The sequence below is a fragment of the Paraglaciecola aquimarina genome, from assembly GCF_032464635.1.
Lineage (GTDB): Bacteria > Pseudomonadota > Gammaproteobacteria > Enterobacterales > Alteromonadaceae > Paraglaciecola > Paraglaciecola aquimarina.
Genome location: NZ_JAWDIO010000002.1, coordinates 3,249,048 through 3,264,253, shown reverse-complemented (window position 1 = coordinate 3,264,253; position 15,206 = coordinate 3,249,048). Strand labels below are relative to the sequence as shown.

General features: G+C 41.6%; 8 protein-coding genes and 2 pseudogenes. 8 read left to right on the top strand and 2 right to left on the bottom strand.

What is annotated here, in order from left to right; all coding sequences use genetic code 11:
- Positions 1-32 precede the first annotated feature (32 nt).
- From smc to RS130_RS16125, 7 genes are all read left to right on the top strand, one after another.
- Positions 33-3,512, top strand: coding sequence for a chromosome segregation protein SMC (smc, locus tag RS130_RS16155; RefSeq protein WP_316026776.1), 3,480 nt, complete (start codon positions 33-35; stop codon positions 3,510-3,512).
- Between the two features lie 40 nt (positions 3,513-3,552).
- Positions 3,553-5,037 (top strand): cell division protein ZipA, encoded by a 1,485-nt coding sequence (zipA, locus tag RS130_RS16150; protein ID WP_316026775.1) that lies wholly within the window; start codon positions 3,553-3,555, stop codon positions 5,035-5,037.
- Positions 5,038-5,115: 78 nt separating this feature from the next.
- Positions 5,116-7,149: an NAD-dependent DNA ligase LigA gene (ligA, locus tag RS130_RS16145; RefSeq protein WP_316026774.1), complete on the top strand. Its 2,034-nt coding sequence runs from the start codon at positions 5,116-5,118 to the stop codon at positions 7,147-7,149.
- Between the two features lie 3 nt (positions 7,150-7,152).
- Positions 7,153-7,485 (top strand): DUF3392 domain-containing protein, encoded by a 333-nt coding sequence (locus RS130_RS16140; protein ID WP_316026773.1) that lies wholly within the window; start codon positions 7,153-7,155, stop codon positions 7,483-7,485.
- A gap of 429 nt (positions 7,486-7,914) precedes the next feature.
- Positions 7,915-9,231 carry a c-type cytochrome gene (locus RS130_RS16135; RefSeq protein ID WP_316026772.1) on the top strand — a complete coding sequence of 439 codons (1,317 nt, stop codon included), beginning with the start codon at positions 7,915-7,917 and terminating at the stop codon, positions 9,229-9,231.
- 13 nt (positions 9,232-9,244) lie between these two features.
- Positions 9,245-9,742: a DUF7133 domain-containing protein gene (locus RS130_RS16130; protein ID WP_316026771.1), complete on the top strand. Its 498-nt coding sequence runs from the start codon at positions 9,245-9,247 to the stop codon at positions 9,740-9,742.
- A 5-nt stretch (positions 9,743-9,747) separates the two neighbouring features.
- On the top strand, positions 9,748-10,695 hold the full coding sequence (locus tag RS130_RS16125; protein WP_316026770.1) for a PQQ-dependent sugar dehydrogenase family protein: 948 nt from the start codon (positions 9,748-9,750) through the stop codon (positions 10,693-10,695).
- Between the two features lie 80 nt (positions 10,696-10,775).
- On the opposite strand, the gene RS130_RS23885 is transcribed toward RS130_RS16125, so the two are convergent.
- Complete coding sequence (locus RS130_RS23885; RefSeq protein WP_428982864.1) at positions 10,776-10,922, bottom strand: Beta-galactosidase C-terminal domain; 147 nt, start codon at positions 10,920-10,922, stop codon at positions 10,776-10,778.
- A 45-nt stretch (positions 10,923-10,967) separates the two neighbouring features.
- Positions 10,968-12,679, bottom strand: a pseudogene (locus tag RS130_RS16120) (beta-galactosidase); the annotation flags it as partial.
- A gap of 351 nt (positions 12,680-13,030) precedes the next feature.
- Between RS130_RS16120 and RS130_RS16110 the strand changes: the two are divergent.
- A pseudogene (locus RS130_RS16110) lies at positions 13,031-15,160 on the top strand (alpha-galactosidase).
- The last annotated feature ends 46 nt before the right edge of the window (positions 15,161-15,206 follow it).

The following is a 15,206-nucleotide window of genomic DNA, read 5'->3' as shown; positions in this document are numbered from 1 at the left end:
CTAATAATAACTAGGGTGATTGCTTTTAATTTATGCGCTTAAAGAAAATAAAGTTGGCAGGATTTAAGTCTTTTGTAGACCCTACAACCATCCCATTCCCCTCTGAAATGACAGCTGTTGTCGGGCCTAATGGTTGCGGTAAATCAAATGTTATTGATGCGGTGCGTTGGGTACTAGGTGAAAGTTCTGCTAAGAATCTTCGTGGCGATGCCATGACAGATGTTATTTTCAATGGCTCGAGCGCCCGTAAACCCGTATCTCAGTGTAGTGTTGAGTTGGTATTTGATAATTCTTCTGGTCGAATTCAAGGAGAATACGCCGGATACAATGAGTTGTCGGTAAAACGTATTGTCACTAAAGACGCACAATCTAGTTATTTGCTAAACAATACTAAATGCCGAAAACGAGATGTTACCGATTTGTTCTTAGGCACGGGCTTAGGGCCTAGAAGTTACGCGATTATTGAACAAGGTATGATCTCTCGCTTGATTGAGTCAAAACCACAAGAATTGCGAGTTTTTATTGAAGAAGCCGCAGGCGTTTCTAAATATAAAGAAAGACGCCGAGAAACCGAAACCCGCATTCGTCATAGTAAAGAAAATCTCGAACGCCTTGAAGACGTTAGAGGCGAGTTAGGCCAACAACTAGATAAACTGCAAAGGCAAGCAGCCACTGCCAAGCGATATAAAGAACTCAAGCATAATGAACGTAAATACAAAGCAGAATTGGCCGCCATTCGATGGTTAAAACACAGTGACAAAATTGAACATCTTGAAGCTGATATAAATAAAAAGAATGCAGACATTGAGGCATATGTAGCGCAGCAACGGGGCGACGAAAAAGACATCAGTGCTTGGAAAGAGCAACAACAAGATTTTAAGCAAGACTTGGCTAATTTGCAGCAACAAAGTTTCAAAGTTGGCACAGACATAACCCGCATCGAACAAAATCAATTGCATGCCAAACAACGGCGACAACAAATTGAACAAGAAATTCAAACTTTACAGCAATCGCTAAATGAAAACGTTCAACAAGAACAACAAAATATTGAAAGATTAGAAGAGTTAACAGCACAGATTGATTCACTTGCACCTGAAAAAGAATTACTTGAAGAACAGGTTGAGCAGTTACAGAGCCAGTTGTTTGAAATAGAAGAACAATCAAACAGCAATCAAAGTAAATGGCGTCACCAAGAACAAGAATTTAATCAACGTAAAAGCCAAGCGCAGAGTTGCCACGGTAAAATTCAATCACTGATGTCGATGCAATTGCGTACCCAACAGCGTATTAGTGAACTCAAAGAAGAATTGGCAGAAGTAGTTGATATCACACTAACCCCAAAAATTGAGGCTATCCAAAGGCAGAATGCAGATTTGCAAGGTCAAATTGAAATAGGTACTGAACAATGTTTAGAAAGCGAGCAGCAGTTTGAACTAGCACTAGCAGAGCAAAAAGATACAGAACAAAGAGTCATTCAACATCAAGGAAAATTGCAAAGTATTACTGCCCAATTTGATGCGTTAAATGCATTACAAAATTCGGCTAATGAGCTGACTATTAGCCAACAACAGTTAGATGCTTTGGGCATCGACAGCCATGTTTGGTGGCAAACTCTTGATATTGCTCCTGGCTGGGAAACGGCTTTCGAGACCATAACTCAACAGTGGCAAAGTGCTTTGTTGGTAGATAAAGACGCAAGTTCGCAAGATGATTTAGCCAACCTACAAGGTTTAATTTGGATTTTTAAGCAGCCCAATAAGCAAGTGGCGCCAGAGAATACTATCGCTACTAAGTTGAATAATACGGAGTATCCCAGTTGGCTGAATTTTATATACTTTGCTGAGGATCTACAGCAAGCTCAATTGTTAGCGGCAAACTTACAAGCCGGCGAAAGCGTGATAACTAAACAAGGTTGCTGGTTAGCAGCCGATTGGATGATTAACGGCAAAGGCGATACGCAAGCAGGCTTATTAAAACGAGCGAGTCAAATTAAAGCTTTAGAAGAAGAGCAACAGCTACTCGCTAAGCAGTTAACATCAGTCCAAGCAGAGTTAGCTCAACAAAGCGCTACAGTAAAACAAGCTAGTGCGCAGCACAGCCAAGCCAAACAAGCACTAGAAGCTGTTACGCGTAACTTATTTGAAGGCCGAAGTGAAGAAAAATTGCTGCTGCAGCAGCAACAGCAAAACCTAGCTCGCAATCATAAATTATCCCAAGAGTTGGCGAGTCAACAACAAACCTTCAGTGAAGAACAACAGTCTTTAGAAGTCTTATCTGTGCAAGCCGAAGAGTTGGAAATGTTGGTAGAAGAATCGCAAGAGCAACAGTTAGAGCTGGAGCGTATGCGAGAAGATGAACAGCAAACAGTGATGCAGCGCCGAGCGAACCTAGAAGATAGCAAAAGTAAGTTACATCACTTAGCGTTGCATCTACAAAGTATCCAAAGTCAATATCAAAATTTGCAATTAAGTCAGCAGCGAGAATTGCAATTAAATGCCAGCATGGCGGAAAAACTGGGTTTACTAACAGCTGAAATTGAAGAACTTGCTTCGCCACTCGCAGAGCAAGAAGAAAATTTACAACAGCTATTAGAGCAAAAAGCCGAGCTCGAACTGCAACAATCGGATATTGCCGACAAATTAGGCATAGTCGAAGAAAAGCTGCTCGAAGCTGAAAAAGGCCAACAAGGCGTGACCGATAAGATCCAATCTATGTTAACCGAACTACAGAGTATCAAGCTAGAGTGCGAAGGATATAGGGTGCGTGCCAAAGGTGTGCTCGAGCAGTTTGAAGAGATGCAGCTAAACATAAAACAAGTATTAGAAAATTTACCTACCGATGCAGACGAAGCTAGTTGGCAAGTATTATTGGAAAAAACCTCTGCATCTTTGAGTCGGCTCGGTGCCGTTAATTTAGCCGCTGTTGAAGAATACGAAGTTCAAGCACAGCGCAAGAAACATCTAGATGATCAAAACGATGACTTAGTTTCTGCGCTGGACATATTGGAACAAGCCATTAGAAAAATAGATAAGGAAACCCGTTCTCGTTTTAAAGAAACTTTTGAACAAGTGAACGAAGATCTAAAAATGTTGTTTCCCAAGGTGTTTGGTGGGGGCTCTGCCTATTTAGCCTTGACTGACGAAGATCTGTTAGAAACAGGGGTAACAATTATGGCAAGACCTCCCGGTAAGAAAAATAGTACAATTCATTTGCTTTCTGGTGGAGAAAAAGCGCTGACCGCATTATCATTGGTGTTTGCCATTTTTAGGTTAAATCCGGCGCCATTTTGTTTATTGGATGAAGTCGATGCACCATTAGATGATGCAAATGTCGGACGTTTTTGTAAACTAGTCTCTGAAATGTCTAAAAGCGTTCAGTTTATTTATATTACCCATAACAAGATCGCTATGGAAATGGCCACCCACTTAACCGGTGTGACGATGGCAGAGCCAGGTGTTTCGCGAATGGTAGCAGTTGATGTTGATGAAGCAGTGGCGATAGCCCATGCGTAATTTAGTAACCGTTAAAAATAATAAGAGTAAGAGTTAATCGATGGAAAGTGATGTATTACGTTGGTCATTATTGGTATTAGGTAGTTGTATCATAATAGGGGTGTTGGTTCACGGTATTTGGATATCGCGAAAAAACAGTGAACAAAAACAATCCAACAGCAAACATGAACAAAACGAGCAAGGACTTGAATCTCAAGGTTGGCAGTCTGACGATAATTGGAATGATGCTGACGATGATAATATCCCCAATATTAAGATTGACGATGATGAGTTAGATGACGATTTTGCTATTGCTACCGACGATCCTCTAAATACACCAGAGCAATTCGATGAATTAGGCATAGGTGCAGTTAGAGTGGTGTCGAGTCCTAGTAAAGCCGAGCAGGGGGCCGATGAAGCGGCAGATAAACCTGCGGTTCCTAGCGAGCAGGTCGAACCGTCTGCTACGGTAACGGAAGAACCAACGCCAGTCACAGACAAACCTGCAGAGACATCTGCCAAGGCTGAAATACCACAAGCACCGAAAAGTAAAATTTACGCCTCGGTCGTCACACAGCCGAAACCAGAATATACAGACAAGTACCAATCGTTAGCAGCACAAACTTTAGCGATAACTAAAGAAGAAAAGCAATCTGTGGCGACGTCGACTGCGCGCTCCCAGGCCCAATCGGATACGCCAACAACCAATTCTGCAGCCAGTAACGTGCAGGGAAATCAGCTATCAGGTTCTGATTTGAATCCAGCAAGAACGGCGAGTGTTGATAACTATGATGCACCTGAACCACCACCATTTTTATTGAAAAAAGAGCAACAAACCGCACCTGTAACCAATGATAACGTTAAACCAAAAGCCGCTGCACCAGTTAAAGAAGCAAAGCCTGAGGTAGCTCCAGAGGCGGACGTTAAAGCCAAGCAAAGTTTAACTGACCAAGCATTTAATTTAGTTAAACGCAAAAAAGCGGAAACTGAGCGTAAAAGACGGGAGCCTAAATTAGCGGAAGATCAACTGCGAATAGATTTCGATGAGCAACCCGAGGCCCAAACCAATCAAGCCAAGCCAAGAGTAAAAGCAACACCAGAAGCCAAGCAGGAAGTGCAACAGGAAGTACTAGTACTTAACGTTAAAGTGGCTGAAGAAACGTCTATTCCGGGGGCCGCTTTGTTACCCATGCTACTCACGTTAGGGTTTAAATTTGGTGAGCAAGATATTTTCCATCGCCACGTCAATTCCAATGGCAAAGGGCCAGTATTATTTAGTTTAGCGAATATGTTTAAGCCGGGCAATTTTGATATTGATAACCTGGAAAATTTTACCACCCAAGGCGTGTCTTTATTTATGATATTGCCCATAGAAGGTGACCCTCATCAAGTTTTTAACATGATGCATAATGCCGCTCGTAAGATTGCTGATGAATTTTCTGCACAGATTTATGACGGACGCCGATCGTTGCTAACTAAACAAAGTCTGCAACAATATGTAGAGAAAATTCGAGAGTTTGAACGTCAACGTATGTTACAACGATAACAAACCCACCCCTTGTTTTATGTTTGCCTTGACGTGAGTTAGGGCAAAATTGTTATTTTATCAGTATGGAATGCTTTTATGGCAGCGCCGCAAAACACACTACACACCCTGCAACAGCTTAAGAACACTATTAATGAATATAACTATCAGTATTATGTACTGGATCAACCCAGTGTGCCCGATGCCGAATATGATAGGCAGATGCAACAACTTCTGGCTATTGAGAAAGACTACCCTGAATTAACAACGGCAGACTCTCCTAGTCAAAAAGTAGGGGACATGCCATTGGGGGAGTTTATGCAAGTCGAGCATGAAGTCCCTATGCTGTCCCTAGATAATGTATTTGATCAAGAGTCTTTTTACGCCTTTGAAAAACGTATGCAAGACAGACTTAAAGATAGCGCTGAAATTGACTACAGTTGCGAGCCAAAGCTTGATGGTTTAGCCGTTAGTTTGCTTTACGAAAATGGAGAACTGGTCAGGGGCGCGACCCGTGGTGATGGCAAAGTAGGCGAAAACATCACGGCCAATGTGCGTACCATAAAGAATATTCCTCTTAGGCTTCGTGGCGACAATTTTCCACGGCGCTTGGAAGTTCGTGGTGAAGTGGTGATGAGCAGAGATGGGTTTGCCTTACTGAATAAAGAACAAATTAAAAATGACAAAAAGCCCTTCGCTAATCCAAGAAACGCCGCGGCGGGAAGTTTACGTCAATTAGACTCGCGCATTACCGCTAAACGGCCTCTACTCTTTTTTACCTATTCTTTGGGCTTGGTTGAAAATGAGCAACAACCGTTGGCCAATAGTCATTCAGCACGATTAACTCAATTGGCCCAGTGGGGCTTACCCTTGAGTCAAGAGTTGCAGGTAGCAAAAGGAGCTGATGCTTGCTTAGCATATTACCGCTACTTAGGTGAAATAAGGGATAAGCTCAATTACGATATAGATGGCGTAGTATTTAAAGTGGATGATATTGAGCTGCAACAGTCATTGGGATTTGTCGCCAGAGCACCACGTTGGGCGATTGCTCATAAGTTTCCAGCGCAAGAAGAAATGACCCAAGTGTTAGACGTGGAGTTTCAGGTGGGCCGCACTGGCGCTATTACGCCTGTAGCTAGACTTGACCCTGTATTTGTTGGCGGCGTCACGGTATCAAACGCCACATTGCATAATCAAGATGAGATACAGCGTCTGGGCCTAAAAATAGGCGATACAGTCATCATTCGTAGAGCCGGCGATGTTATTCCTCAGGTGGTATCTGTTATCACCGACAAGCGACCGACCAATGCGCGAGAGGTTGCTTTTCCAGCTACATGTCCAGTGTGCGACTCAACCGTTGAAAAACTAGCAGATGAAGCGGTAGCCCGTTGCACGGGTGGTTTGTACTGCGGCGCACAGCGTAAAGAAGCAATGAAACATTTCGCTTCTCGTAAAGCTTTCGATATTGATGGTTTGGGTGTAAAAATAATCGAGCAATTGGTCGATCTGGATTTGGTGAAAACCCCCGCAGATTTCTTCAAATTAGAATTAGTGCAAATTTCTAACCTGGAGCGAATGGGTGAAAAGTCTGCTGCTAATTTACTTAAGTCTTTAGAAAAGAGTAAACAAACTACTTTAGCCAAGTTTTTGTATTCACTAGGAATTCGTGAAGTGGGTGAGGCTACTGCTGCCAATTTAGCCAGTCATTTTTGTGAGCTAGAAAAAATTCAACAAGCCGATGTAGAGGCCTTGCAGGAAGTGGATGATGTGGGCGTGATTGTGGCGCAACATCTAGTGAATTTCTTTGCAGAACAACATAACATGGCCGTTATTTCTGAGCTGCTTGAAGTGGGCATTCATTGGCCGAAAATCGAGAAGCAACAACAGGGTTCATTGCCGCTTGAGGGGCAAACTTTTGTGTTAACTGGCACTTTACAAGAAATGGATAGAAATCAAGCCAAAGCAAAACTGCAGAGTCTGGGGGCTAAAGTAGCAGGAAGTGTCTCTGCTAAAACCAGTTGCGTTGTAGCTGGCGAAAAAGCCGGCTCAAAGTTAGCTAAAGCGGAATCTTTAGGGCTGAAGGTATTAGACGAGCAGGGTATGCTGCAATTATTCGCTGACTTAGCAGGTTAGCCAATGCAATTACTGATTGATGGGCTAAAAGGATTAACCAGCATCACGCAGCTGTATAATTCTGAAATAGCCTTAACTATTTTAGCCACTGTTTTAGTGGTCTATGGTGATGTATTGAATAAGCACATAAAGCGTATGATTAGTCCTTATCATTTTATTGTTCGAACCATTATTTTTGTACTGGTTTGTGCATTTGGCTATGGGCTTTTAGTTGTTTTTGCTACCCCTTTTGTTAATCAACTTCTAATGATGATCCCCTATATGTACAGAGGGCTGAGTATTATCGTTATTTTTTTAGTACTTGGTTATTTGGCAGAACATAGGCGTTATATTTAACGGCTAAAGTAAGGAGCAAAAAGTATGGGCATTATTAGTATTACGTTATTAGGTTTAGTTGTGTTTGCATTTGGTTATTTCCCATTGTTAAGATTGCCACATCGCACCGCACTAAAGGTGGTGAAAAAGTCGCTTGGTTGTTATTGACCACCTTTGTTTTTTGGTTCGCGTGGATTTTTTATTTACTGCTTGCCCCCTTAAAAAATGACGACCAGATTCGATAAAACCAATTGAATTTGGTACTAACTGGTTCTGTTTATTTATCAATTATTATTTAAGCTTTACGTTACTTGGTTTTTTAGGTTATGAAATTATATATGCGAATAGAATTTCATTTATAAATAATGTAATTTGTTTGTAAATTTTATTTCATATTTTTAGTCGACAGCAAAAAAACAAACCAGACTAAGTAACAACAAAGGCATGTTAATGAATAGATTCACTTTATTACCTTTAGTTTTGGCTTTAGGGTCGGGCCATACTTTGGCCAATGAACTCGATGAACAACTCACATTATTATCTCAGAAATCTACCGCAGTACAGGCCGGGGAAGACTTGTTTATGCAAGTTTGTGCGGCGTGTCATGCAAAGGATTTGAGTGGTGCAACAGGGTTTAACTTAAAAGATGGCGAATGGATCCACGGGGAACAGCCTTCACAAATATTAGCGAACATAAAGCAAGGGTTTAATAAAAAGGGGATGCCTGCTTTTGGTGCGATGTTTTCTGATAAACAACTGCAAGACGTGGTGGCATTTATTATGTCTAAGCGTGAAGGACTTGCAGACTTGACCTATCGTCTATATCAAATGACCGATGAAAATGATGTAACAGTCAGCGAAGACAAGTTAATTAAATCGGGTGCTTTGACAAAGAACTTAATGGACTTTGAATTACCAGAAGTAAAATATTATGCGATTCAATTTGAAGGCATTCTATACGCACCAAAAGAACCAAGTAAACTGCATATTGAGACTTGGAAGTTAAATCCGACCAGCTTATTCATTGACGGCAAAGAAGTGACTAAGGCTAATCCCAATGCCAGCACATGGCCGTTAAAGCCAGGCAAACAAAAGATAAAGTTTCAATACATTGTGGGTTCTGATACGAAACATAGCTGGAAGAAAAATTTAGCGTTGTTTGTCACTACCGAAGATCTAGGTGTTAAGTTATTTGGTCTATCGACTCGTAGCCATAAAATAATGATGGACACTAAGGTTTTAGTGACAGCGCAAAATAAGCCTGTTATTCAACGTAAAAAAATTCATGATTTACCTACCTATTCGGTGTCTGTTGGTTTTCCTGAGAAAATTAACTATGCATTCAATACCCGTAGCTGCAACGTGGTCGGTGTATGGACCGGGGATCTACTTAATGTGGGGCCGAATGTTGAGAGTCGAGGTAAAGATGGCAGCATAGTGTTAGGTGAATGGCTGATAGGCAAAAATGATAGTTTAGCTATGCAAAATGCTAGTCAATGCCAGTACAAAAAAATGACCAATAAAGGGATACCTGCATTTTACTTTAAACAAGGCGCGGTAGATTACAAATTAACGACCTCAAATATGTCGGCCACGGGCTTAACATTGAACTATGAGATGTTGTCTAACAAAAATACGCTTGTGTCGTTTGATTTACCGACCAACGACAAGGTGAAAATAGTCAGCCCTGATGGAAAAATTCAAGGCAACAAGTTGACGATTAACGCTAACTCTTCCGCGTTCAGCATTCAACTATCAGCTAAGTAAGAAGGATTAATAAATGAATAAAATAACGAAAGCGCTTGGATTATCCTTGTTGTTAGTTGGTTCAACCTCAGTTTACGCACAGAGCGCACCTAAAAATATTTACAAGCCAGATGGTTATAGCATTGTCACTATAGACACACCGGCCGATGTACGATTTCATGCAACGGGATTAGACTCTACACCAACAGGCGAAATCTATGTGGCCACACGTTTTGGTGATGTGTGGAAACTAACGGGTGACAAGTGGACAAAGTTTGCCGAAGGGTTACACGAACCTACAGGTTTGTTAGTTGATGACGATGGCACCATAGTGGTCGCGCAAAAGCCAGAATTTACTCGGCTAACAGATACCGATAATGATGGTCAGGCAGACGAATATGAAATGGTTGTGGATGATTGGGATTTTCATGATAATTATCATGAATTTACCTTTGGACCGGTAAAAGATAAACAAGGTAATTATTACGGGACATTAAACTTAAGCCATGGGGCCCTGGCCAGTTTTCTTTAGGCGCAATGGGCAGCTCGGGTGGTTATCGTGGTTTTGCCTTTAAAGTGTCAAAAGAGGGGACGTTTTCTCCTTATGCATGGGGACTTCGCTCTCCAGCTGGGTTAGGCGCGAGTCCAGAGGGAGAACTGTTTTACACCGATAATCAAGGCGATTGGGTTCCGACCTCTACTTTTCATTTGTTACAAGAAGGTAAGTTTTACGGACACCCAGTATCCTTAGCTGAAAGGCCGGGTTACAGCAAAGAATCAATCACTAACACGGCAGTAGAAGTCTTCGATAAATTACGTGAAAAACCCGTCGCACTGATCCCGCATATTGAAGTCGCCAACTCGCCAGGAAATCCAGCGTGGGATACCAGTAAAGGCCAATTTGGGCCTTTTGCCGGACAAATATTTATTGGTGATCAAACACAGTCAAATATATTCAGAGTGTTATTAGACAACGTTAACGGTCGCTATCAAGGCGCAGTGATTAACTTTATGAATGGTTTCCAAAGTGGCAACATTCGTACCGAATTTGATATAAAAGGGCAGTTATGGATTGGCCAAACGGCAAGAGGATGGGGCGCTAAAGGGGGCAAACCATTTGGCTTACAAAAAGTTGTTTGGGATGGCACAAACCCATTTGAGTTACACGATATAACGTTGACCAAGACAGGTTTTAAATTAACCTTTACCGACAAAGTTGATGTTAAGTCGGTGGCCTTATCTAGTTTCTCAGTGCAACAGTGGAACTATCATTACAGTAGTAATTATGGTTCGCCTAAAATGAATCTTGAGCCCGTGATGCCAAGTAAGGTCAGTTTGTCAGACGATAAATTAACCGTGACCATCGACATGCCTCTGACTGCAGATAAATTAGTACAAATTGATTTTCCTGACCTAAAGGATGTGACTGGTCGTAGTGTTGGTGTTGAAAAAGTGTATTACACATTAAATCAACTTCGCCGATAGGTGGGCAATTAGGAAGTGCAATCTGAGTTCTAAAAAGGGTTAGCCATAATAGCTAACCCTTTTTTATGACGATAGTGATCCTACTGATGTTCGATCACAGCAACATCGTATGGTGCAAGTTCTGCTTTACCCACAACAAAGCGTCCCAATTTTTCCGCTGCTTCTGTCGGGAACGTTAATGTATTGCCAGAATAATTGAAGATAAAGGTTAGATTATCGCGCTGCATGATCCTCATGTCTTTCGCTAATCTAATTGTATTTACGCCTACTTTTTCGGCTATAACTTCAAATAAATCTTGTAAAAACTGATCACAGGTTAAGGTAGCGATATAGCTGACATTGTCTTTTTGTACAACCATTGGGCTATCACTAGCATCTGACGCTAACACTGTGATATCTGCATTGATTTCTAGCTCTTCTCGCCAACGACTGCTTTCATATTGTTTGTCATTGAAGGTCATTGTTTCACTGCAATCAGGCCTTATCGTTTCAGTGGTTAAGACTTTAATCGGAATAAGTTGCTGTAATAATCCGGGTCCTAAATTAGGGGCTAGGCTAAGCTCATCGGTTTTTGCTCCTGAACGAGGACCAAATATAAAATGAGCGTGGCTAGCTTTACATTTTTCGACAAAGGCTTGGCTGACTATTGGTAAACAAGGTGCAACAACCATGTCGTAATTGCTTAGGTCGTCTTCAGTTGAAATAAAGTCAACAGCAACGCCCAATTGTCTAAGCGCAGAGTAATATGAAAACTCTACTTCTAAGTGACTGTAGCTAGTGCCTTGTATTTCAATTTCGGTTACCCACTGGTTCAGTGTGCCAGTGACTATCGCTACTTTGGCCGTTACCTTGCTGCCCATTTTTAGCGAAAATTGTTGCATTTCAGCGTGTAATTGTTCGACTTCGTGCCAAGCTTGCGCGGGGGAGTTGTCGTTACGTTTAATACCTGCATGCATTTGCTCTTGTGCAAAAGGGGCTTGGCGCCATCTGAAGAAACAAACACAGTCAGCACCGTGTGCGAAAGCCTGCCAAGACCATAGTCGAACCATACCTTTTTCTGGACGAGGATTATGAAGAGCCCAATTTACGGGTCCTAGCTGTTGTTCCATTATCCAAAAATTCTGATTGCTTATCCCTCTGCTTTGATCAAATGCATAACTGGCGTAGTCGGGGTGCCCAGTACGCATATAAGGTTTGAACTTTTCAGCTGGGGCATTAGCAAAAAATAAGTCACTACGGCCAAGAGGGTAGTTATCGTAACTAACAAAATCTAGATTTTTCGCCAAGGCGTAGTTGTCGGTTTGGGTATCGGCCATAGGGATAAAATTATGGGTAACCCAACGGTTTGGGGCATGTTGCCTAATAACTTTAATCATTTCATCGTGGAAATGTACAACTTGGTCAGAACTAAAACGTCGGTAGGCGAGTTGATGTGCGGGGTGCGTTTCCGTCACCGCAAGAATGGGTAACTCAATTTGTGAAAAGTCCTGATACTCCATCGACCAAAATACGGTACCCCATGCACTATTTAAGCAATCAATGTCTTGGTATTTATTTTTACACCATTGCTGAAACGCAAGTTTTGCATGTTCAGAACCACTATGACAAGTATCATGACAAGCAATTTCGTTATCTGTTTGCCAACCTATCACACTCGGATGTTGGCCATATCGTTTGGCTACTATTTCTGATATTTTTAGGGCTTCACGCAAGTAATCCGGACTAGAGAAGTCGTAATGACGACGAGAGCCAAAACCTCTTACGTTTCCCGTATTAATATCTACTGGTAAAATACTAGGGTACTTATCGATTAACCATTTTGGGGGGTGGCAGTAGGCGTACACATGATCACCTCTAGCCCTGCTGCAGCGAGTGTGTCAATGGCGCGGTCTAACCATTCAAAGCTATAATTGCCCTCTGTCGCCTCTAAGCGAGACCATGCAAATTCACCTATTCGGACAAACCGTAAACCGAGAGCTTTCATTTCTTGCGCATCTTGTTGCCACATGTGTTCTGGCCAATGCTCGGGATAGTAACAAATACCTAACATAATTCTTCTCTAATAGTGTTTAATGAAGCTAACAGGAAGGTATACCTTGCTATTAGCGATATTACAATAATGTAACACAAAGTGAAAATAAACGAACTTATTTTGTTTGTTTTCGAACAATTATACTGGATCTTTATAAATAATTAATTAATATAGACGCAAATTATTAACCCATTGTTAACTCACGGCTACGGTTGTACGTAATATAGACAACATTAAAGTGAAAAGTAATGATGATTATGCCTAATGTGATAAAAATGAGATCACACCAATAAGGAGCATTTGATGAGCCAATTACCAAGTTATGTACAACTTAATAGCCAGAAAACTAGTTTAATAATCGATTGTTTAACTAAAACACCGAGCATTCTATATTGGGGCAAAGTGCTAAGTGACACTAGTTCTGTCATTATGGTTAGACAGTTAGCCACGAGACAAGAAGTGAAATGTGCAGTGGTGGTAGAAGCGCCAATTAGCTTGTCACCCTTAAGTGGACAAGGGTTTACCGGCGCTCCGGGAATAGAGATCAGTAATCATCATAATGCATGGTCTTTAGGGGAGAGCTAACTGAGGTTAGACAACCCGATCAACAAACGGTTGAGTTTGTAAGTGTTGATACTATTCGCAATATTGAAGTCATTCATCGCTTAAATTTAGACCAAGAGTCTAATGTTTTGACTGCGTCTACCCGTTTAGTTAACTCAGCTGAGCAGCCAATAGATGTGCATTGGTGTGCCGCCCCAACTATTCCAGTACCAGACAATATTAATAAAATTCTGTCTTTTGAAGGACGTTGGTCGAATGAATTTTTGCGCAAAGAAGTTGACTTGTTTATGGGCAGCTTCTTACGTGAAAACCGCAAAGGTAAAACATCTCACGATAATTTCTAGCGTGATCCTACATAGTAAAAACACCGATGAACATACTGGAGATTGTTATGGTTTCCATTTGGGATGGAGTGGAAATCACAGAACAAGAGTTGAGCATTTGCCAGAAGGTAGAAACTACGCGCAACTTGGTGAATTATTGGCACCGGGAGAGTTAACCCTGCAACAAGGCGAAAGTTATCAAAGTCCAAACTTGTACGTGAGCTTTTCTGACGCTGGTTTAAGTGAGCTTTCGCAAAATTTCCATCGTCATGTGCGTAACAATATCCTACGTACAGAAGTAAAAAATAAACCTCGTCCAGTCCACTTCAATACGTGGGAAGGATTATATTTTGATCATGACATGGATACCTTGACGTCATTAGCCGATCAAGTCAGTCAATTAGGTGTAGAGCGATTTGTACTGGATGATGGCTGGTTTAATGGCCGCCGAGGTGATGCGGCAGGCTTAGGTGATTGGTATGTCGATAAAGATATTTATCCTGAAGGGTTAGGACCATTAATAGATCATGTAAACAGTCAAGGATTAGAGTTTGGTTTGTGGTTTGAGCCTGAAATGGTGAACCCCGATAGCGACTTGTATCGTCAGCATCCAGAGTGGGCTTTAGCAACCGAAGGCAACGAGCAATTATCATTTAGAAACCAGTTAGTGCTAGATTTAACTAATAGTGAAGTGACTGATTATTTGTTTACCGTGATTGATGAGATTCTGACTGAATATCCGAAAATCATGTACATAAAATGGGATAATAATCGAGATTATAACCATCCAGGTAATTTGTTGGGTAAACCGGCAATCCATCAGCAAACACTGGCCTTTTATAAACTTGTTGATGCGTTAAAGGCGAAGCACCCGCATGTAGAAATTGAGAGTTGTGCGTCGGGTGGTGGCAGAGTTGATTACGGCGTACTGTCTCATACAGACCGAGTATGGACGTCTGATTCTAACGATGCGTTGGATCGTTTATCTATCCAGCGAGGCTGTTCGTTCTTTTTCCCAGCCGAGATAATGGGCGCCCATGTTGGTCCTAGAGACTGTCATATCACAGGACGTCGGGTTAGTATTGAAATGCGTTCAGCGGTGTCGTTCTTTGGCCATATGGGCATAGAAATGGATCCTAGAGAACTGACCGAACATGAAAAAGTAGCCTTGAGAGAAATTATCGCGCTACATAAAAAGCATCGTTCACTCATCCATAGTGGTGACATAGTACGTATGAATGAAAATGGCTTTTCAGTGGATTTTGGTATCATTAACCAAGCTAAAACTCATGCTTTGTACGCCTACAACAGTGTCAATGAAGTCAAGCGTACTAACCCAGATAAGTATCGATTTATTGGCTTAGACACGGATAAACGTTATCAACTAAATCTTATATGGCCAACAAATATACAGGAGTTTTCGCCATCGGTTTTAGGGCAAATAGAAGGGCAGGTGTTTACGGGTGAAGTATTACAACAGTTTGGTATGCAGTTGCCAGCGTTTTTCCCACAAACATCTTTAATATTTGAGTTACAGGCAATCTAAAGCTTAGGGCAAATAGAGCGCTTACAAAAACCTTGTTACTATGTTT